This window comes from Actinomadura sp. 1N219 (assembly GCF_044326405.1).
Classification (GTDB): Bacteria; Actinomycetota; Actinomycetes; order Streptosporangiales; family Streptosporangiaceae; genus Spirillospora.
This window is the reverse complement of the sequence record NZ_JBIRAY010000001.1, coordinates 37,391-56,198: the sequence shown is the minus strand read 5'-3', so window position 1 is coordinate 56,198 and position 18,808 is coordinate 37,391. Positions and strand designations below refer to the sequence as shown.

The following is an 18,808-nucleotide window of genomic DNA, read 5'->3' as shown; positions in this document are numbered from 1 at the left end:
GGGTTGAGACGGCGAGTGCCCGCCACCCCGAGAACCGGCTACAGGGAGGAGTCCTGGAGCGCCGCCGCCGGAGCAGCGGTCGAGCCATCGGAACGGACCGCGCGGTACATCAGTACCGCGACAAGAATCATGATCGCTGCCAGCACTGCGTAGATGGCGGCGAAGAGCAGGAGCGCCCCCACGTCGACCTCGGGCACCGCCTCCTCGGCCGTCCCCCCGGCGACGGCCATGGCAGCGAGCCCGCCGATGAGCAGCCCGACCGCGACGCCGAGGACGCAGTTCATGCCCGGCGACGGCACCCGCCGCGACCACCGCACCAGACGCCAGCCCGCGGCGTAGACGAAGAGGAGTCCAGAGACGGCCAGCACGACCGCCATCGTCAGCATGGTCTCCGGCATGGTGGCGGGGCTCGCGTTCGTGGTCTGCACGGCGTCCTCATTGGCGATCTTCACCACGCCACCGCGCCAGATGGTGCCCTTGACCCGGTCGCCGTCACGGAGCGTGTTCAGCAGCGGCCCGTCGTTCCGGTACACCGTCGGCCACTTGTACGTCTGCCCCGGCGGCGTGAGCATGGCGCTGATGCTGCTGCCCCTGCCCTCGTAGAGCCGGATGTCGGAGACGATGAACTCCTGCGTCCACGTGCAGTCCGCCGGACGCTGGGGCGGCGCCGCGCAGGCGGGCGCGTCCCGCAACTCGTGCAGCCGGTCCCTGCGCTCGGGGAACTCGCCCGCCGCGTACACCGACCCCCACAGCATCCCGAGCCCGATCAGCAGGACGGGAATCGCCACGAACCGCCAGGACAGCAGAGGCCGCGTGCGCACGTCGTCCGATTCGCCGCCCATGACCAGATCCTCCCAGTTCCGTCGCTCAGAAAGTCACCCCAGCCGGTCATCCAGCAGCCCCCCGGACACGAACCTCTAGTGGCTGCCCACGGTGGTGCGGCGCGGCCCGCGCGGCACACCACCGCTGTGAAGGGGAGGAACCCATGAAGGACACGCACGCGTCGCCGGCAACCGGCCCGGGTGGCGCTCGCCGGAAGGCCCGCAGGTGGGCGCTGGTCTCGTTCACCGTCCTGGCCACCGCGACGGCGCTGGTGGGCACCGCGTCCAGCGCCTCGGCCGCCCCGACGGGCTGCAGCGTCGTCAACGGCGGCAACTTCGCGGAGAGCACCTGCACCGGCGGCACCGGAGAGCACCGCGCGATCATGCGGCAGCAGCACTTCAACCCGGCCGTCGGCGTGATCGCCTGCGAGGGGCCGTGGGTGCCGGTGGGCGCCGTCTCCCGCGCGCCCTGCTCGTCCCACCCGGTCATCTCGGTCGCGGTGGAAACCCGGTAACGAGGACAGCCCTTGACCGTTCGACGTGGTCAAGGGCTGTTCTGGTGACGGCCCGCCCGTCAAGGGGACGGCGCGGAAGCCGGGACGCGGATGCCATCCAGTTGGCGGACGATGTGCTCCGCCGTCTCCTGCAAGTCGATGAGCGGACGCCGAAGGTAGCGCCCCGGCCCGCCCTGCCAGGAGAAGTGCTGCGGATGCACCCACACGTTGAGTCCGGGCAACACCACGACGGAAACCCCTCTCTCGTCACTGGCCCGCATCCCGGGGAACCCGCGCCGAGTGACGCACAGCAGGAGGCATTGCGCGGCCGTGCCGGGGTGGAGTTCGAGCGTCCGGCCCGGCCAGTCGCGGGTAAGCGGCAGCGCGAACCAGACCGCCTTGCCCCGCACGACGGGTTCCGCGACCCGTGACCGCGTCAGACTGCACCCCCAAGCGGCGGTGAACGCCCCCACCAGCCCGAGCCCCTTCCCGTGATCGTCGAGCAACCCACCGCTGGACGCCTGCGGCAGCGCGTCCCGCGCACCGTCGAACACGGAGACGACGAGCTCCGGCGCGGGGACGGTCCGCGCCCAGATCCACAACTCGGGCGCGATGGGCGAACGGTCACCGTGCACGGACCTGCCGTGCCGGAGCGCGTTGGTAGCGATCTCGGACACGGCGAGCTTCCCGTCCTCGATCACGTCCCGCCCCACCCCCAGCCCGCCCACCGTCTCCTGCAGAAGCCGCCGCGCCGCCGCCGGCCCCCGCTCGCCCTCCGGCAACCGCCAAGCACAAACCCCACCCGGCGAAAGCCGCCCCCCACCCTGACACTCCATCGAGGCCACACCTCCATCATCAGGGCCACATATGGATACAGAAAGCGACATCTCGGTCGCACTCCGTGCGTGGCCGGGATCACATGGTGTGACACCTCAAAGGTTGGTGCAACTGTTTCATCAAATAAATCCTTGATCGTTTAAGAACCGGCTCACCCAAATCGGTTGCGGGATGGCTACGGAGCGAGCACGATCAACTACATGACGCCCAGACCTCCGACCATCCGTGAACGCCGTCTCGCCAGTGAACTGAAGAGACTGCGTGAGGCATCGACATCGTTGACGCTTGAGGAGGCCGCCGACCAACTCGGCTGGAACAAGGCGAAGCTGTCGCGAGTCGAGAACGCCCTCCGCCGCGCTACCGCTGCCGAGGTGCAGGAACTCCTGACCCTTTACGGAGTGACGGGCTCACGTCTCGACGCGCTCGTCAGCTTCGCCAGGACGGCTCGACAAAGCGGCTGGTGGGACGCGTACGCGAAGAACCTGCCCACGGACTACGCCACCTACATGGGCCTTGAGGCCGAAGCCGAGTGGCTCAGCACCTACACCCTGGGCTTGGTACCCGGCCTGGTGCAGACCGAGGCCTACGCGCAACAGGTGATCAAGTCCACCCTGAAGCGATTTGCTTCACCGCAGGGCATAGAACGCCGGGTCGCGGCCCGCATGGAACGCCAGAAAGCATGGCTGGAACGAGACGAACCTGCTCGTCTCTGGTCGATCCTGGACGAGGCGACGCTCGGTTGGGTCATCGGCGACCTCGAGATCATGCGAGACCAGTACCGCCACATCATCGAGCTGGCGGCCCTTCCTAACGTGATGTTCCAGGTTATGCCTGTTGCTGCTGGCGCCCACCCAGGCGCGATCGGCACCTTCACCATCATGGGCTTCCCCGAGCGGTTCACGCCCGATGTCGTGTATGTCGAGAACATGACGAGTGCTCTGTACATTGAAGACGATGCGGAGGTTCACACTTACTCCCTGGCGTTCGAGCAAATGCAGGCGATGGCTCTGAGTCCCGAAGACTCGCTGGTCATGCTCAAGCGCCTGGCAGAGCAATGACCGCAAGGAGGAGCAAGATGACCAGGATTGACCTCGGACGGGTCGTCTTTCGCAAGAGCAGCCACAGCAATGGCGGCAACGGCTGTGTGGAAACCGGCGCCATCGGCACCCGGCACCTCATCCGTGACTCCAAGAACCCGGCAGGCGGCCACCTGACCGTCGAACGGGACGCCTGGGCCGCACTGATGTCGCACATCAAGCAGGGCACCTACGACCTCCGATAGGGACGAACGAGGCCTCGTGATGGACACCGTTGACGGCGTCGTGTGGCGCAAAAGTTCCCGTAGCGGCAGCTCGGGCGGTGAGTGCGTGGAGGTCGCCCGGCTCGGTGCCCTCAACGGGGTTCGGGACTCCAAGAACCCGCACGGCGGCCACCTATCCCTGGAACACGACCAGTGGGCCGCCCTCGTGTCGCAGATCAAGCAGGGCGCGTTCGACCTCTGACCATAAGGCAATAACGGCAACGCCCTGAACAACCACCTGTTCAAGAAGCAACGGATCCTGCCGGCCGTCTTCAAGGACGGGAAGGACATCCCTGGCGACTCGTTAACCCGCACGGCGGCCGGGAGTACCTCCCCTGTGGTGAGAGGTACTCTGGCCGCCTTCTTGCCGTCAGGAAGGACCGCCCCAGTGCACCCGCTCGCCAGCGCCGGCGCCACAGTGCAGGTCACCGAGAACGGCTGGTATCAGATCTCGACCAGTGACGTGGTCGCCGCCGCCCCGAGCCGGACCATGCCCGGACGTAGCTACCCCACCCTGGACTTCCACAAGGGGGACGTGATCGTCGATACCGGAAACACCGATGGCGTCGTCGACATCGCCGTTGAGGAATGGGGCGCCGAACCTGCGCTGCACATTCCCGGCAGCGGCGGTTTCGCCGAAGTCGTCGAGGAGTCCGTTCCGTTCGAGGCCGCCCGGCTGCGGATACTGGCGGCCGACGGCTCCCAACTGCTGGCCTTGGACCTTGCGGGCGGGATCGGCAACTACCGGCTGCGCCTGTACTCCCGCTATCTCAACCCCCGCCGCCAGCGGCATCTGCTGCGGCTGTGGCCCGCCCCCGCAGCCCCGATGTGGGACTACCACCTCGACGAGGACGGCCGGCCAATGGAACGGCCCGACCGCACCACCACCGAAACTCTCACGGTGGTGTTGTCTGCCGAGCAGGCCGACACCCTCTGGAACGAAGTCAATGAGATGGCCCTCAACGAGGTCACCAACGGCGACGTCGACGACATCGTCGAAGACTGCCACCGGATCTGCGACATCATCCCCGCCCGGAACGATCGGGCGCAGCAGGCGGCGCTGACGGTGCGGCAGTGGAAGGTCGCACTGGCGGTGCTGGAACATCGCAACACCTTTTTCGATGAGGTGGATCCCGATGACGACCCCGACGCCGCTGACGCCGCCGCCACGATGCGGCGTACCCGCAAGGCGATCATCTCCCAGATCGGGGACCGCCTCCCGGCGGGGCGAGTCCTGGGCCTGTGAGCGGCGGGTGGGCGCGAACACCCGCGGGTTCAGCGTGGAAGAGGGAGCGGGGGTTTGGGGTTGGGGCTTGGGTGAGGATTGGGCGGGCGTCTCAGGTGAGTGGGGCGAGTGTCAGGGCGTTGCGGTATTACGAGGACGAAGGGCTGATCACGCCTGGTCGTCTGGCGAATGGCTACCGTGACTATTGCCCCTCCACGGTCGCTGCCGTGGTTCGGGTTCGTTCGCTGTTGGAGGCCGGGCTGCCGGTGCGGCTCGTCCGGGAACTCTTGCCGCATCTTATTGGGGGAGGGCGGTTATTGCGACGTGCAGTATTCGGGTCACTCTGATGCGGCACCTGTCCGCATGATCTGCAGAGATAATCCAGTTCGCTTCCGGAGCAGGGGCCGCAGAGCCCTTGTCCGGCCGGGTCGACGCCGATGAGGACCCGGGATTGTCGGCAGCGGACGCAGTCGCCGGGATAAGTGCGTGCATGGTAGTAACACTGGTTGCAGACCGGGCCGATCGGCCATTCGGCCTGGACAGGGCGGCGCTGCGCGCAGCGGGCGCACTTGCGCTCGGGTCGGCCGAACAGACGCAGGCGGCAGGTTGGGCAGAGCAACCGGCCGTCGGGGCCGCAGGCGACGCGGCGGTAGCGCCCGCACTCCTGACACGCCTCTTCATGCAGTGCGCATGTCCAGCACAGATCCGGGGTCCCGTCGGCTTTGGCGCGGATGTCGATGCGGCTGAGCTGGCCGCATTGCCCGCAGGGCCGCTGCGGCTGCAGTGGGGTAACACTGTCGGCAGACCGCGCCTTCGTCGGTGAGGGTGTGGGCCGGGGCGGTATTTCCGCAGAGGATGCAGGTGTGCAGCGGCCGGGGGGCACAAAATTGGCAGAGGGCCGCGCCATCAGGAAGCCGCCGGACGACCAGCCGACGTCGTCCGCAGTCACGGCATTCCTCGTGGAAACGAGGATCCCGGCCTCGGCATCTGGCGCACCATCCGCTGCCGCCCGAAGGGTCCTTGGCCACGATCCTGGCGACGGTTCCGCACTTTGAGCACGGGCGATGGTTGGCGCGGTTGTAGCAATTCTGGCAGCGCCGTCCGTTCGGACCGGACAGTCGCAGGCTGACGTCGACCTGGCCGCAGTCGCCGCAGCCCGGTCGCCGGACCTCCTCAATCCCCAGCCCGGCCAGGACATGCGTCAGCCGCACTACGATCAACGGGCAGCGCGCATCACCGGAGGACAGCGCATCGGGGAACTCGTCCAGATGCTTGCTGAGCTGGCCGAACGGCCTGGTCCTCATTGCGCCGGCCTCGCGTAGGGCGGCTAGGGCCTGCTCGGTGGTCAAGCCTGGCAGCAGCGTGGTGAGACGGACGGCCATGCCGCCGAGGTTGGCGTCGAGAACCGTCGAGCTAATGGTCACGGTTCGCCTGGCCGCCGGATTGTCGTCCGCCGGGCTTTCGGCGGCGAGTCGTTTCCGCCGACGGTCTTCCGGAGCTGGGCGTTGACGACTTCGATCTCGATCAGGTCATTAGGGGTGCAGTCGAGGATGTCGCAAAGCGCGGCCAGGGTGTCCATGGACAGCCGTTGCGGAGGCTGAGTGACCAGCCGAAACACCTGCTCGTGGGACAAGTGGACGCCGCGTTCGGCCAGCAGCGGCACCAGCTCCGTGGTCTGGAACATGTCCCTGCTGGCCATAAGCCTGCGCAGGTTCCACCGGATGCCCGTCTTCTTGATCATCACGCGTCCCATAGGTCGGATCGGCGTTCCCTCAGTGCGCGCTGCACCAGCCGGTTGCGGTACTCGTCGGACACGCCGGTGTAGATCGCCGTGGTGCTGGTGTAGGCATGGCCGACCTGCTCGGACACGAACCTCTCCGGATAGTCGAACTCCACCAGGTGCGTCACATACGAATGGCGCAGCGAATGCAAATCGAACTCTGGCGGCAATCCAGCATCGGCGCGCGCCTGCTCGAACGCGGCGTTGACACCGCGCTTGGAGATTCGCCCAGCCCGTTCGGTCACGAACAGCGCACCCAGCGCACCCAGCGCCCCCGGCGCCCCCGGCGCCCCCGGCGCCCCCGGCGCCCCCGGCGCGAGCATCGGCCGCACCTCACTCACCCAGTGCTCCAGCACCTCGACGATCCAGTCCATCTCCGGGACGGTCAGGACCGTGCGGCGCTTGGGCGGGCTGCCGTTCGAAGCCTTGCCGAACCGGACGCTCATCGCGCCGAAGCGACGGTACTGCGGGGCCTTCGCAACCCGCCTCAGATCAGGCAGATCCAGCATGCGAGCCTCGTTGCGGCGCAGCCCATAGGCATACACCGACTTCAGCAACGCCGCGTCCCGCAGCGCGGTCAGCGCACCTTTGCGGCCTCTGCCCCGGGCCTGCTCCACGCGGCCGTCCACCGCGTCGAACAACGCCTGCACCTCGTCATAGGTGAGCGGCCGCCGCTCCGGCCGCCCCTCCTAGTCCACGACATTGGCGACCCGATTGTCCTCATGGAAGATCTGCTGAGGAACCTGCCCGAATTGCTCCAGGCACTCCGCCTGCCAGCCATAGCGCCGGTCCGTCACGTACTCCATGAACAGCGACAACGCCGTGCCATAGCCGCGGCACGTGGACATCATGATCGGCCGTTGCGGTTCGGCGAGCGCAGATGCGCCAGGAACTCCTCCCCGTCGGCTGCCGTCCACTCCCACGGATAACCGTTGGTGAACTCCACCAGCCGACGCACCAACCTCACTCTGCGCTGGATCGTGCCGTCCTCGCTGAGGAAACGGGCCCGCTGCTGCCGTGCCCAACCTGCCAGCATCGCCTCCAGCACCGCCGACGCCGCATCGAGATGGACGACCCCGTCCACCAACTCCAGATGCGCGGCACCAGGCAGATCGGCAGCCTCCGCCACATCCCACCTCCGTTGCACCAAGTGCAACATTGTTGAGGCATCGTCGGCCGCCCGCTACCGCCTCGCAGAAACTGATCCAGAAGATCTCAAAGCCGCCTCGCACCACCCCCGTCACCAGGCAAGATGGCACGTACTACCTCACGCCGAGAGTTGTATCAGACGCAATTTTGCCCGTTCCGCCGGTTTCGTTGCGACCGCGGCCGCGCTGACGCTGGGCACCCGCGTGGAGGGGGGAGGTTCCGGCGGCGGCAGCGCGATCCGGGTCGACTACATTGGAGACTTCAACGGCGCCAGCGCGTTCGCGTTCGCCGAACAGCGGGACCTGTGGGCGACGTACGGTCTCGAGCGGGAGCCGACGCTTACGCCCGAGGACGTCCAGCAACGACTGCGCATCACCGCGCGCCGTGACGCGGGCACCGGTCGGGTGTGGAACCCGCGGTACGGCTGGGAAAGCTCGACGCCGAGGAACTGCTCGACACCGACCGGCCCGGGCCGTAGTGCGGTCGTCGTCGGCCCCGCCGTCTCGTCCAGCCCGGTTTGTCAGACCCCGTCGTTACCATTACCGCTGCCCGAAGCGACAAGGACGCGACGGGGACAAGATGGGGACACGACAAGGAGAGACGATGAGCGAGCTGACCACCACGCAGCCGGCTGGCACACCGACCTGGATCGACCTGGGCATCCCGGATCTCGACCGCGCGATGACCTTCTACGGCGCCTTGTTCGGTTGGGACTTCGATGTGGGACCGGCGGAGTTCGGCCACTACACCCAGTGCTTGCTACGGGGCAGACCCGTCGCGGCCATCAGGCCGAACCCCGATCCCGACGCCACGGACTTCTGGTGGAACGTCTACTTCGCGACGGATGACTGTGACGCCGCGGCCGCTCGAGCGCGGGACGCGGGCGGCTCGATCATCACCGGCCCGATGGACGTGCTGGACCAGGGCCGGACGGCGATCATCAAGGACACCACCGGTGCGCAGTGTGGACTGTGGCAGGCCGGTGCCCACATCGGCTGCGAGATCGTCAACGAGCCGAACGCCCTGCTCCGCAACGACCTGGTCACCGCGGAATCCGGGCCCGCGCGCGACTTCTACGTCGCGGTCTTCGGCTACACGTTGGATGCCAACCCGGACATGCCTGAGCTCGACTTCACGTTCCTGCGCAGACCGGATGGCCACGAGATCGGCGGCATCGCCGGTGACCCAAAGGCCACGAAGTCCCGTTGGGGGACCTTGTTCCAGGTGGACGACGCCGATGCGGCGGCGCGGCGAGCGGTCGACGCGGGTGGGACCTCGGCCGAGCCCTACGACATGATCTACGGGCGGGTCGCTCACATCACGGACCCGTTCGGCACGGAGTTCGATGTCGGTGCGGCGATGACGAGCTGAACCGGCGGTCAGCTGGCCGGGTGGTCGAGCTCGGCAAGACGCGCGTGGATGTCGTCGGTGTGGACCTCCTCGACAAGGTGAGACCGAGGTCGCCAAGCACCATAGTCAGGGTGGACCTGCCTGCACCGCCCATCGGCATCGCCTGCTTCAATCACACGGGCGATCACCGCCGTGGTCCCGGATCGTCGCCGTACCCGACACGGCCCCGTGATGACCATCACAACGGGTCTCATATTGCTGTCCCTTGCGACGGTCTTGTTGCGGCGAGGTAATGCCCGATGGGATCGATGCGGATGACGGCGCCGGTGTAGGGGGCGTTGATCATCTGCGTGCTGGAGATTGCGATGCCGACGTGGGTGATCGTGTTTGGGCTGTTGCCGAAGAACACCAGGTCGCCTGGTAGCAGTGGTGCGCTGGGTGGGAGCAGTGGGCCGGCGTCGTGTTGGGTTTGCGCGGTGCGTGGGATGGTGACCCCGGCTGTCTGGTAGGCGGCGCAGGTGAGGCCGCTGCAGTACCGCCGCGACGCCCTCGTCGGACAGGTCTGGCGCCACCGTGATCATCGCGGCCATCACTGTCTGCCGAAGCGGCCTGCGACGTGCGTTTCGCGCTGTCACGGTCACAGGTCCTTCGGTCGGCGGATCACCGTCCGCCGCGCCTTCGGCGCCGGTGTGGTGGTCTCGCCGGCGGTCTTGCGGACCTGCTGGTTGACGGCCTTGGACTTCGATTAGGTCATTGGGCCGGCAGTCGAGGATGTCGCAGAGCGCGGCGAGGGTGTCCATCGACAATCGTTGCGGGCTGGGTGACCAGCCGGAACACCTGCTCCCGCGAGAGCGTGATGCCTCGTTCGGCGAGCAGGGGCACGAGCTCGGAGGTCTGGAAGTAGCCTTTCTCGGCCATGCGCAGCCGCAAGTGCCACTGCACGCCCATCTTCTTGATCATGTCTGGTCCTCCCACAGATCTGCGTGGCGGTCGGTCAACGCACGTTGCACCAGGCGGTTGCGGTACTCATCCGAGACCCCTGTGTAGATGGCGGTCGTGCTCCCCAGGAGTGTCCACATTGGTCCTGGATGAACTTCTGCGGGTAGTCGAACTCGACGAGGTGGGTCACAAAGCTGTGCCGCGCGCATGCAAGTCCAGTTCGGTGGGTAGACCGGCGAGGTCCCGCACGAGACCGAACGTGCGGTTGAGCCGACGTCGCGACATGCGTCCGCCGCGTTCGGTGACCCACATCGCCGGATGCTGAGCCGGCGCCAGCAGCGGCCGGACCTTGGTGAGGTAGTGCTGCAGCACGGGCACGATCCAGTCGAACTCGGCAACAGTGAACACGGTGCGCCGCTTGGGTGGGCTGCCGTGGGAGGACTTGCCCCAGCGCACGAACACTCCACCGAAACTGCTGTATGCAGGCACCTTTGGGTTGCGTCGCCAATCGGCAACATCCAGGCCGACCGTCTCCTGGCGGCGAAGTCCGAACGCGTACACCGCCTTCAACATCGCCGAGTCCCGCATCACGGTCAGTGCGCCCTTGCGGTGCCGGGCCTGGATCTCCTCCACCCGGCCGTCGGCCGCGTCGAATAACGCCTGCACCTCGTCATAGGTCAACGGCCGCCGCGCGGGATCCCCTTCGTAGTCGGCGACATGGCTAATGGTATTTGCCTCGTGCAGGATCTGCCGAGGCGCGCTCCCGAACAGCTCCAGACACTTCGCTGGCCAGCCGTACCGTGCATCCGTGACGAACTCGCAGAACATCCGCAAGCAGTTCTGATAGTTGCGCGCCGTCGACGGCGCGATCGACCGCGACACGATGAACGCCTCCACCTCGGCCGGCTCCCACTACCACGGGTACAGGTTGGTGTACTCAGCGAACCGGCGCACCAAATCCGACCGCGGCTTGACCGTCCAACCCACGCTCAGAAACCGAGCCCGCTACTGAGTCGCCCAGCCCTCCAACATCGCCTCGAACACCGCCGACTCCGGATCAAGGTGCACCACGCCGCTGGCCAGCACCAGATGCGCCGCACCAGGAAGCTCAACAGACCGCTCCATGGCGTTGCATCTAACACAACATCGTTGAGTCTTGTCTAGTCGAAACCGAGATTCCCAGGCAGACAGTGCAAAGTGAATCGGAGATCCTGTAACCGGCGTCGCTCCCACCTGCCGGTTGTCCACATGTGCGGAGCCTGCCCAATCCTTCATCAAACGCAACTCGGCGCATTTGGGGGACGGGCCGCCGTGCGAGGAGTTCCTGGACGAAGTGCAGCGCTATCGCGATCGGCTTGCGGCGCACATCGCGGAGCTGACCACGCGGCGATCGGCGCTTGACGCTTATCTGCGGGAGGCTCGGGGGCTGCGGGAGTAGAGGCGCTTGACCTTGACGCATGTGTGAGGCATTTACGTTTGCGGCATGGAAAACGTTGAGGGGCGGGGACGTTCAGGCATGCGGGCTCTGGTTCAGCGGTCGTGGGGTGGGCCTTCGGAATTGGGGCTTGTGGACGATGCTCGTCGGCCCTCTCCCGGGGCTGGGGAGGTGCTCGTCCGGGTCACGGCTGCTGGGGTCAACTTCGCCGATGTGATGCAGAGTCGTGGGACGTACGGTGGTGGGCCTGTGGCGCCGTATGTTGCGGGGTTTGAGGCTGTTGGCGAGGTCATCGGTGTTGGGGCTGGGAGCGCGACGCCGTCCGGCCTCCGGGTGGTGGGGACGGGGCGCGGGGCGTTCGCGCAGTACATGGTGATGCCGGACGCGGGGATGCTCCCGGTCCCGGACGGGTGGGCGGACGCCGCAGCGCTCGGCATGGTGCTGAACTGGGCGACGGCGCTCGCCGCCTTGCGGCCTCTGGGGGACGTCCAGGCCGGGTCCGTTGTGCTCGTTCACGCGGCGGCGGGAGGGGTCGGGCAGGCCGCCGTCCGGCTGGCGCTGCACTACGGCGCGCGGGTGATCGCTACGGCGTCGCCGTCCAAGCACGGCGCGCTTCGGGCTCTGGGCGTCGAGGACGTCCTTGACGGGTCGCGTGGCGATCTGGCTGAGGAGATCATGCGGCGAACCGGCAGTGTGGACGTCGTGCTGGAGTCGGTCGGGCGGGCCACCTTCGAGACGAGTCTGGCGGTGGCCAAGCCGTTCACGGGACGGGTCGTGGTGTTCGGCGCGGCGTCGGGTGACGCGACGCTGAGCACGCATGATCTGGTGTTCAGGCATCCGGTGCGGGTCATGGGCCTGCACATCGGCGCGCTTGCGGCCAAGGCGCCGCAGATTTATGCGGGGTTGATGAGCGAGATCCGGGAACTCATCGCGAAGGGTGTCTATCCGCCGGGTGCTCCGCAGGTGCACGCCTTGGCGGACGGGCCCGCGCTCCTGGCCGACCTCGAAGCCGGCCGGACGGTCGGGAAGCACGCGCTCGATCCGTGGGCCTGACCGGCGCGCGGCCCTTTTCCGCCAAAGTCGAAAACTCGCCATATCGCTGGGTAACGGCGATTGAATCGGCGTGAATCTGCTGGGATACTGTCTGCGTTTTATTCATGATCAAGGCGCATTCCCCCTCGGTCGTGGCCATTTGACCGTTCCATTATTTGCGTGAAGTTGGTCATGAGCAGGGCGGATATCCCCAATGTTCGGGACCGGCCGCGGACGTGCGGCCTCGTCCGCGCGCGGTCGGTGGACGCCGGGCGAGGGAGAGGTGGCGAAGTCATGATCGGTTCGGCTGACGACCGGGGGCTCGCGGGCGCGTTCAGACGGGTCGCGCGGGCGTCCGCGGTGCGGGTGGCCGCCGTGAGCGCGCTCGCGCTGCCGCTGGCCGCGTGCGCGACGCCGCCCACCACCAGGGAGATGTTCAGGGAGTACGTGCGGTCGACGGAGGTCGTCGGCGACGAGTTCCAGAGCGCCAGCAGCCAGGCCCGGGTGGCCAACTTCGCCAGCATGGGGTCGCCGGAAGAGCTCATCGGAAGGCTGATGGCGCCGCGTCCTTGCAATACGTCCGGTTGCATCCGGCCGTGGCGGGAGGGTGGTTCCAGCAAGCCGCCGGCCGGGTTGGACGCGGCGCGGGCGATTTCGGGGCCGGACGGAAAGGTCTACGAACGCAAGGTCCTGGTCAAGCGGGACGACGAGAAACTCGAACTCATCTCGCTGTACCTGGTGCACAAAGCCGACGGCACCAAGCTGCTGGTCGATTCCAAGAAGGAGCATCACGCCGGTGGCCTGGACGGTTTCCGGAAGAACAACGACGTCCTCGGCTCCGACGACTTCATGCTCGTGACCCGCGACATCACGGCCGTGTCGGGCAAGAGCGAGATCGTGGTCATCTCCGGCCACACGTCCCCGAGCCGGAAACCGTGGTTCGTCGGCAGCGGCATCTTCATCGTGGCCGTTGCCGCGCTCTGGGTGCTCGTGCGCCGCGTCCGCAAGGCTCGTTCGGCCGGCTCCTGACGGTCTCTCGCGTGGAGCGGAGCTTGCGGAGGCATCTCATATACTGAGTATTATACTCGGTATACCACTACCGAGGCGGTTGCCGATGAGCGTGCGACATGCGTTGCTGGCCCTGCTCAGCGAGGGCCCGAAGTACGGACTGCAACTGCGCCAGGAGTTCGAGGCCCGTACCGGAGAGGTCTGGCCGCTCAACGTGGGGCAGGTCTACTCCACGGTGCAGCGGCTGGAGCGCGACGGCCTGGTGGTCTCCGGCGACGGCGCGGAGCCCGGCCCGCAGAAGAGCTATCAGATCACCGAGGCGGGCGGCGCGGAGCTGCGGGCCTGGCTCACGACCCCGCCCACCGCCGACGTCCCGCCGCGCGACGAGCTGGTCATCAAGGTGCTGGTCGCGCTGCGGGTGCCGGGGGTGCGGCCGGCCTCGATCCTGCAAGCGCACCGCAGGCACCTGATCGAGACCATGCACCGCTACGCCCGGCTCAAGGAGGATGCCGGGCCGGACGACGTCGGCCTGTTGCTGGTGGCCGACGCCGAGCTGTTCCGGCTGGAGGCGATCGTCCGCTGGCTGGACGCCGCCGACGCCCGCCTCCGGCATCTGGCGCCCGCCGAAGCCACCGAAGCCGCCGACGCCACCGCCGAGGACACGGAAGGGGCGGCCCGATGAGCCCGGTGCTGGAGCTTCGCGACATCACCAAGGTGTACGGGTCGGGACCGGACAGGGTGCACGCCCTGACCGGGGTGAGCCTGACGGTGCACGCCGGGGAGATGGTCGCGGTCATGGGCCCGTCCGGCTCGGGCAAGTCGACGCTGCTGACCATCGCGGGCAGCCTGGAGCGGCCGACCAGCGGCGAGGTGCTGGTCGAGGGGGTCCCGCTCGCCGGGATGGCGCGCGCCGACCAGGCCCGGATGCGCCGCCGCCACGTCGGTTACGTCTTCCAGGACTACAACCTCCTGCCCGGCCTGACCGCCACCGAGAACATCGCGCTGCCGCTGGAACTGGACGGCGTCAGGGCCGGACGAGCCGCGAAGGCCGCCCGGCAGGCGCTGGCGCAGGTCGGACTCGCCGACCAGGCGGGACGCTATCCCGACCAGCTGTCCGGTGGGCAGCGCCAGCGGGTGGCGATCGCCCGTGCGCTGGTCGGGGAGCGGCGGCTGCTGCTGGCCGACGAACCGAGCGGCGCCCTCGACTCCCGTACCGGCGAGACCGTCATCAGGCTGCTGCGCAGCGCCTGCAGGGAGGGCGCCGCCGCCGTCCTGGCGACCCATGACGCGCAACTCGCCGCGTGGGCGGACCGGGTGCTGTTCGTCCGCGACGGGGTCGCCATCGACCAGACCACGCCGCCGTCCGGCCCCGAATCCCTGCTGGCCGAGTCGTGAGCGCCCTCGCCCCGCCCCGGCCGAGCGCCGGACGGCCCAGGCGTTCCGGGCTGCCCGCGCGCCGCGCGCTGGTCCGCTGGTCGTGGCGGCTGCTGCGCCGCGAGTGGCGGTCGCAGGCCATGGTCACCGTGCTGCTCGTCGTGACCGTGATCGCGGCGGTCTGCGGCGCGGCGATCATCGCCAGTCTCCCGCCCACCGCCGATCCGCGGCTCGGTTCGGCCGACACCATCATGACGCTGGACGGGAAGGACCCGCAGGCCGTCGCGTCCGACCTGGCGAAGATCCAGGCCGGCCTCAAGAAGGCGGAGGTGATCGGGCACAGCCACCAGAGGGCGCCCGGGCTCGGCACGCCCGTCGACTACCGGTCGCAGCAGCTCGACGGCCCGTTCGCCGGGGCGCTGCTGGCCATCCGCAAGGGCCGCTATCCCCGCGGGTCCGGCGAGGCCGCCGTCACCGCCGGGCTGGCGGAGCTGCTCGGGCTGCGGCTCGGCGGGGCGATCTCGCTGGACGGCCACGCCCGCGCCATCGTCGGCATCGCGGAGAACCCGAGCCTGCTGGACGACCAGTTCGTGCTCGTCGATCCGGCGTCGACGCGGCCGCAGTCGTTGTCGATCCTGGTCAAGGGCAAGCTGAGACCGGGCGACCTGGGTCTGACCAGCGCCAACCCGGTGGTCGGGGGCGTGGGTGGTGACAATTCCGGGGTCGTGGTCGCCACGCTGGTTCTCGGCGGCGCGACGATCATGCTGCTGCTCGTCGCGTTCGTGGCCGCCGCCGCGTTCGCGGTTCTGGCGCACCGCAGGCTCCGCCAGCTCGGCATGCTCGCGGCGATCGGCGCCACCGACCGGCAGGTGCGGCTGGTCATGACCGCCACCGGTCTGCTGATCGGCGTGCTCGCCGCCGTCGTCGGCACGATCGGCGGGCTGGCGCTGTGGCCGCTCGTCGCACCCCGGCTGGAGAGCACGGTCGACCATCGGATCGCGGTGTCGGACGTGCCGTGGGCGCTGATCGCGATGCTGCTGGTGCTGGAGATCGTGGCCTCGACCGCGGCGGCGTGGTGGCCGGCGCGATCCGTGAGCAGGGTGCCGGTGACGCTGGCGCTGTCGGAACAGCCGCCGGTGCGCCCGTCCGGCCGCCGGTCCGCGCTGCCCGCCGCGGCGCTGTTCGCCGCCGGGGTCGCGGTGCTGGCCTGGGCGGGGAAGACCCATCCGTGGCCGACCGCCGGGGCCACCCTGCTCACCGCGCTGGCCGTCCTGTTCGCCGCGCCCGGCGCGATCCGGCTGCTGGCGGCGGCCGGAGCGCGGGCGCCGATCGCGGTCCGGCTGGCGCTGCGCGACCTGGCCCGGCACCAGGCCAGGTCCGGTGCGGCGGTGGCGGCGATCAGCCTGGCCCTGGGCGTCCCGGCGGTCCTGGTCATCGTCCTCACCGGCGCCCAGTCGACGCCCGCGACCGGCAACCTCGGCGACCGGCAGATGATGGTCCGCCTCAGCGGAACCGAGGACGCCAACTTCGTCCATACCCACACGCCTGCCGAGCTCGCCGCCCTCGCCGACCAGGTGAGTCGGCTGCTGCCGGGGGCGACCGTCGTCCCGGTGGACCAGGCGGTGGCGCCCGATGGCCGGGAGAACGTCACACCGGACGGAGTCCCCTCGCAGATGACCGTCTCGGCGGGGATCCCGGTCACCGAGCACGAGAGCGCGGACGTGTTCACCTACATCGCCTCACCGGCCCTGTACCGGCTGCTGGGCGTCGACCCGGCCCTGATCGGCCCGTCCACCGACATCGTCACCACCCGGTCGGGCCGCCTGGTGATCCCGCGCGATGAGCGGGACCCCGCCATCACCCACGTCCGCGGCCCGGCCTACACCTCGATGCCGACCACGCTCATCACCCCGGCCGCCCTCGCCCGGCACGGCTGGACCACGATCAGGGCGGGCTGGTTCATCCAGGCGGACCGGCCGCTCACCGCGACGCAGAAGGCCACCGCACGGAGCTTCGCTGTGAGTAACGGGCTGACCATCGAGACCCGGGACCAGCAGGGCGACGTCACCAACACCAGGCTGGGCGTCGTCACCACCGGGGTCCTGTTCGCGCTCGGCATCCTGGCGATGACGGTGGGGCTGATCCGCAGCGAGGGCGCGGCCGACCTCCGCACGCTCACCGCGACCGGCGCCACCGGGACGATCCGGCGCACCCTCGCGGCGACCACGGCCGGGGCGCTGGCCCTGCTCGGGGTGATCCTCGGGGTCGGCGGCGCGGGCCTGGCCATGCTCGCGATCTACCGGGACGACCTTGCGGTGTTCGGCCGGGTCCCGATCGGCTACCCGATCGCCGTCGTGGTCGGGACTCCGGTGCTCGCCGTCCTCGCGGGCTGGCTGCTGGCCGGTCGCGAGCCGCCCGCCATCGCGCGGCGGATGCCGTAGCCGCGGATGCCTTAGCGGCAGGACGCCGCTAGGCGCAGGCCCGTCCCCGGGACGGGACGGGCCTGGAGGGGTGATCGGTGACGGTCGTCACCGGGGGTCAGTGGCGGGATCCGCCGGAGTCAGTGGCGGGATCCGCCGCGGACTTTGGACAGCAGGCGGCGGGCCTTGGCCTGGTGGCGCGGGTCGCGGGCGAGCCGCTCCGCCTTGGCCCGCGCCTTCTGGCCCTGCGGGCTCCGGAGAAATTTCTTAATCCGGTCGATGATGGAAGCCATCGTTCTTCCTCCTCGGCCTTGCTATGACAGTTCAACGTCTGCCCACTCTGGAAAGTTCGGAACCGTCCCAGCGGCGCGGAACATGATCCTCCCTGTCAGGCCCGCCGGGTACTCCAGACGGCCAGGAATGTGAGGACGGTCAGCGCGGCGCCGAACCACAGCACGGCGGTGGCGGACGCGCCGTTCACGACGAGGCCGCCGAACAGCGCGCCGAGCGCGATGGCGAGGTTGAACACGACGGTGTTGAGGGCCGTGGCCGCCTCGGCGTGGTCGGGCGCGGCCTTCAGGATCCACATCTGGACGGTGACGGGGACGGCTCCGAACGCCAGCCCCCAGAGGATCAGCAGGGCGACCCCGGTGACGGCGGTCGCGCCGAGCAGCGGGAACAGCGCCAGGACGGCGGTGAGCAGGACGCTGACGGCCGTGATCGTGACGCGGACGTTCTTCCCGGCGGCGGATCCGGCGACGAACGTCCCGGCGATGCCGGCGGCGCCGAACAGGAGGAGCAGCGGGCCGATGAGGTCCTCGTCGATGCCGGAGACGTCCTGGAGCACGGGGCTGACGAAGGTGTAGGCCGCCATGTGCCCGCTGACCAGGAGGAACGTGGCGATGGTGGCGGCGCGGACGAATGGGTTCCCGAAGAGGGAGAGCAGCGCGCCGAGGCGGATGGAGCCGGTGGCGGGGATGCCGGGCAGGAGCAGGAACAGCGCGGCGACGGCCAGGAGCCCGAGGCCGGAGAGGGTGAGGAACGCGATCCGCCAGTCGGTGAGGCCGCCGATCAGCGTCCCGGCGGGGACGCCCAGGACGTTCGCGGCGGTGGCCCCGCCGAAGGCGATCGAGGTGGCGCGGGCGACGTGGCCGGACGGGACCAGCCGGACGGCGATCCCGGCCGCCAGCGCCCAGAACCCGCCGATGCTGATCCCGACCAGGAAGCGGGAGGCGAGGAGCACCGGGAAGTTCGGGGCCAGGAAGGAGAGGAGGTTGGCGACCACCATCAGGCTGATCAGGGCGAGCAGGACGGTGCGGCGGTCCAGGCGTCCGATCGCGACCGGGACCAGGAGCGCGCCCGCTGACGCGACGAGGCCGGGCACGGTGACCATCAGGCCCGCGGTCCCCTCGGACACCCCGAGGTCACCGCCGATGGACGTCAGCAGGCCGACGGGCAGTTGCTCGGCCGTCACCACGAGGAACGTCCCGACCGCGACGGCCACCACGGCCAGCCAGCGCTTGACGGACACGTGCTCGGCGGCGGCCTCGGCCGATGCGGGTGGTTCGACGCGGTTCATCGCTGCACACTCCCAACTCAAGGACAACTGTTCAACGTCAAGTAGATGAACGCTAAGAATTATTC

General features: G+C 68.9%; 19 protein-coding genes and 2 pseudogenes. 12 read left to right on the top strand and 9 right to left on the bottom strand.

Annotated features, from left to right (window positions below; translation table 11 throughout):
* Nucleotides 1-38: 38 nt before the first annotated feature.
* Nucleotides 39-842, bottom strand: coding sequence for a hypothetical protein (locus ACH35V_RS00275; protein WP_395969426.1), 804 nt, complete (start codon nucleotides 840-842; stop codon nucleotides 39-41).
* 143 nt (nucleotides 843-985) lie between these two features.
* Here ACH35V_RS00275 and ACH35V_RS00270 point away from each other — a divergent pair, with 143 nt between their 5' ends.
* Entirely contained in the window at nucleotides 986-1,336 is a 351-nt protein-coding gene (locus ACH35V_RS00270; RefSeq protein ID WP_395969425.1) for a hypothetical protein, read from the top strand.
* A 59-nt stretch (nucleotides 1,337-1,395) separates the two neighbouring features.
* On the opposite strand, the gene ACH35V_RS00265 is transcribed toward ACH35V_RS00270, so the two are convergent.
* Nucleotides 1,396-2,097, bottom strand: coding sequence for an ATP-binding protein (locus ACH35V_RS00265; protein ID WP_395969424.1), 702 nt, complete (start codon nucleotides 2,095-2,097; stop codon nucleotides 1,396-1,398).
* Nucleotides 2,098-2,352: 255 nt separating this feature from the next.
* On the opposite strand from ACH35V_RS00265, the gene ACH35V_RS00260 reads away from it, so the two are divergent.
* From ACH35V_RS00260 to ACH35V_RS00240, 5 genes are all read left to right on the top strand, one after another.
* Nucleotides 2,353-3,210 (top strand): helix-turn-helix domain-containing protein, encoded by an 858-nt coding sequence (locus tag ACH35V_RS00260; RefSeq protein WP_395969423.1) that lies wholly within the window; start codon nucleotides 2,353-2,355, stop codon nucleotides 3,208-3,210.
* Between the two features lie 17 nt (nucleotides 3,211-3,227).
* On the top strand, nucleotides 3,228-3,434 hold the full coding sequence (locus tag ACH35V_RS00255) for a DUF397 domain-containing protein (RefSeq protein WP_395969422.1): 207 nt from the start codon (nucleotides 3,228-3,230) through the stop codon (nucleotides 3,432-3,434).
* Nucleotides 3,435-3,453: 19 nt separating this feature from the next.
* Entirely contained in the window at nucleotides 3,454-3,654 is a 201-nt protein-coding gene (locus ACH35V_RS00250; protein ID WP_395969421.1) for a DUF397 domain-containing protein, read from the top strand.
* A gap of 186 nt (nucleotides 3,655-3,840) precedes the next feature.
* A complete protein-coding gene (locus ACH35V_RS00245; protein ID WP_395969420.1) occupies nucleotides 3,841-4,698 on the top strand; it encodes a hypothetical protein in 858 nt (285 codons plus the stop codon).
* Nucleotides 4,695-5,024 carry a MerR family transcriptional regulator gene (locus ACH35V_RS00240; protein WP_395969419.1) on the top strand — a complete coding sequence of 110 codons (330 nt, stop codon included), beginning with the start codon at nucleotides 4,695-4,697 and terminating at the stop codon, nucleotides 5,022-5,024. Before ACH35V_RS00245 ends, ACH35V_RS00240 begins: the two co-directional genes overlap by 4 nt.
* Nucleotides 5,025-6,097: 1,073 nt before the next feature.
* On the opposite strand, the gene ACH35V_RS00235 is transcribed toward ACH35V_RS00240, so the two are convergent.
* The 3 genes and pseudogenes from ACH35V_RS00235 to ACH35V_RS00225 all read right to left on the bottom strand — a co-directional run bounded on the left by ACH35V_RS00235 (nucleotide 6,098) and on the right by ACH35V_RS00225 (nucleotide 7,586).
* Nucleotides 6,098-6,418 (bottom strand): helix-turn-helix domain-containing protein, encoded by a 321-nt coding sequence (locus ACH35V_RS00235; RefSeq protein WP_395969418.1) that lies wholly within the window; start codon nucleotides 6,416-6,418, stop codon nucleotides 6,098-6,100.
* A pseudogene (locus ACH35V_RS00230) lies at nucleotides 6,418-7,110 on the bottom strand (tyrosine-type recombinase/integrase); the annotation flags it as partial. The gene ACH35V_RS00235 and the pseudogene ACH35V_RS00230, both read right to left, overlap by 1 nt.
* 194 nt (nucleotides 7,111-7,304) lie before the next feature.
* Nucleotides 7,305-7,586 (bottom strand): hypothetical protein, encoded by a 282-nt coding sequence (locus ACH35V_RS00225; protein WP_395969417.1) that lies wholly within the window; start codon nucleotides 7,584-7,586, stop codon nucleotides 7,305-7,307.
* Between the two features lie 623 nt (nucleotides 7,587-8,209).
* Here ACH35V_RS00225 and ACH35V_RS00220 point away from each other — a divergent pair.
* Nucleotides 8,210-8,977 carry a VOC family protein gene (locus ACH35V_RS00220; protein ID WP_395969416.1) on the top strand — a complete coding sequence of 256 codons (768 nt, stop codon included), beginning with the start codon at nucleotides 8,210-8,212 and terminating at the stop codon, nucleotides 8,975-8,977.
* Between the two features lie 229 nt (nucleotides 8,978-9,206).
* Here ACH35V_RS00220 and ACH35V_RS00215 read toward each other — a convergent pair.
* Together ACH35V_RS00215 and ACH35V_RS00210 are read right to left on the bottom strand one after the other, a co-directional pair.
* Nucleotides 9,207-9,476, bottom strand: a pseudogene (locus ACH35V_RS00215) (C40 family peptidase); the annotation flags it as partial.
* 605 nt (nucleotides 9,477-10,081) lie between these two features.
* The gene (locus ACH35V_RS00210; protein ID WP_395969415.1) at nucleotides 10,082-10,792 is read right to left on the bottom strand and encodes a tyrosine-type recombinase/integrase; all 711 of its coding nucleotides are present in this window, start codon (nucleotides 10,790-10,792) and stop codon (nucleotides 10,082-10,084) included.
* A 586-nt stretch (nucleotides 10,793-11,378) separates the two neighbouring features.
* On the opposite strand from ACH35V_RS00210, the gene ACH35V_RS00205 reads away from it, so the two are divergent.
* The 5 genes from ACH35V_RS00205 (at nucleotide 11,379) to ACH35V_RS00185 (ending at nucleotide 17,185) form a co-directional block, all read left to right on the top strand.
* The gene (locus ACH35V_RS00205) at nucleotides 11,379-12,383 is read left to right on the top strand and encodes a zinc-binding dehydrogenase (RefSeq protein WP_395969414.1); all 1,005 of its coding nucleotides are present in this window, start codon (nucleotides 11,379-11,381) and stop codon (nucleotides 12,381-12,383) included.
* 273 nt (nucleotides 12,384-12,656) lie between these two features.
* On the top strand, nucleotides 12,657-13,391 hold the full coding sequence (locus ACH35V_RS00200) for a hypothetical protein (RefSeq protein WP_395969413.1): 735 nt from the start codon (nucleotides 12,657-12,659) through the stop codon (nucleotides 13,389-13,391).
* Between the two features lie 85 nt (nucleotides 13,392-13,476).
* Nucleotides 13,477-14,052: a PadR family transcriptional regulator gene (locus tag ACH35V_RS00195; protein ID WP_395969412.1), complete on the top strand. Its 576-nt coding sequence runs from the start codon at nucleotides 13,477-13,479 to the stop codon at nucleotides 14,050-14,052.
* Complete coding sequence (locus ACH35V_RS00190; RefSeq protein ID WP_395969411.1) at nucleotides 14,049-14,765, top strand: ABC transporter ATP-binding protein; 717 nt, start codon at nucleotides 14,049-14,051, stop codon at nucleotides 14,763-14,765. Before ACH35V_RS00195 ends, ACH35V_RS00190 begins: the two co-directional genes overlap by 4 nt.
* A complete protein-coding gene (locus ACH35V_RS00185; RefSeq protein ID WP_395969410.1) occupies nucleotides 14,762-17,185 on the top strand; it encodes an FtsX-like permease family protein in 2,424 nt (807 codons plus the stop codon). Before ACH35V_RS00190 ends, ACH35V_RS00185 begins: the two co-directional genes overlap by 4 nt.
* Before the next feature lie 119 nt (nucleotides 17,186-17,304).
* Here the strand turns inward: ACH35V_RS00185 and ACH35V_RS00180 are convergent, their stop codons facing one another.
* Both ACH35V_RS00180 and ACH35V_RS00175 read right to left on the bottom strand, forming a co-directional pair.
* Nucleotides 17,305-17,457 carry a hypothetical protein gene (locus ACH35V_RS00180; RefSeq protein ID WP_395969409.1) on the bottom strand — a complete coding sequence of 51 codons (153 nt, stop codon included), beginning with the start codon at nucleotides 17,455-17,457 and terminating at the stop codon, nucleotides 17,305-17,307.
* A 95-nt stretch (nucleotides 17,458-17,552) separates the two neighbouring features.
* Nucleotides 17,553-18,743, bottom strand: coding sequence for an MFS transporter (locus tag ACH35V_RS00175; RefSeq protein ID WP_395969408.1), 1,191 nt, complete (start codon nucleotides 18,741-18,743; stop codon nucleotides 17,553-17,555).
* Nucleotides 18,744-18,808: the final 65 nt, after the last annotated feature.

Coding starts and splice junctions, on each gene's coding strand:
- ACH35V_RS00275 (WP_395969426.1), bottom strand. CDS start 842: ATGGGCGGCGAATCGGACGACGTGCGCACGCGGCCTCTGCTGTCCTGG.
- ACH35V_RS00270 (WP_395969425.1), top strand. CDS start 986: ATGAAGGACACGCACGCGTCGCCGGCAACCGGCCCGGGTGGCGCTCGC.
- ACH35V_RS00260 (WP_395969423.1), top strand. CDS start 2,353: ATGACGCCCAGACCTCCGACCATCCGTGAACGCCGTCTCGCCAGTGAA.
- ACH35V_RS00255 (WP_395969422.1), top strand. CDS start 3,228: ATGACCAGGATTGACCTCGGACGGGTCGTCTTTCGCAAGAGCAGCCAC.
- ACH35V_RS00250 (WP_395969421.1), top strand. CDS start 3,454: ATGGACACCGTTGACGGCGTCGTGTGGCGCAAAAGTTCCCGTAGCGGC.
- ACH35V_RS00235 (WP_395969418.1), bottom strand. CDS start 6,418: ATGATCAAGAAGACGGGCATCCGGTGGAACCTGCGCAGGCTTATGGCC.
- ACH35V_RS00220 (WP_395969416.1), top strand. CDS start 8,210: ATGAGCGAGCTGACCACCACGCAGCCGGCTGGCACACCGACCTGGATC.
- ACH35V_RS00205 (WP_395969414.1), top strand. CDS start 11,379: ATGGAAAACGTTGAGGGGCGGGGACGTTCAGGCATGCGGGCTCTGGTT.
- ACH35V_RS00200 (WP_395969413.1), top strand. CDS start 12,657: ATGATCGGTTCGGCTGACGACCGGGGGCTCGCGGGCGCGTTCAGACGG.
- ACH35V_RS00195 (WP_395969412.1), top strand. CDS start 13,477: ATGAGCGTGCGACATGCGTTGCTGGCCCTGCTCAGCGAGGGCCCGAAG.
- ACH35V_RS00190 (WP_395969411.1), top strand. CDS start 14,049: ATGAGCCCGGTGCTGGAGCTTCGCGACATCACCAAGGTGTACGGGTCG.
- ACH35V_RS00180 (WP_395969409.1), bottom strand. CDS start 17,457: ATGGCTTCCATCATCGACCGGATTAAGAAATTTCTCCGGAGCCCGCAG.
- ACH35V_RS00175 (WP_395969408.1), bottom strand. CDS start 18,743: ATGAACCGCGTCGAACCACCCGCATCGGCCGAGGCCGCCGCCGAGCAC.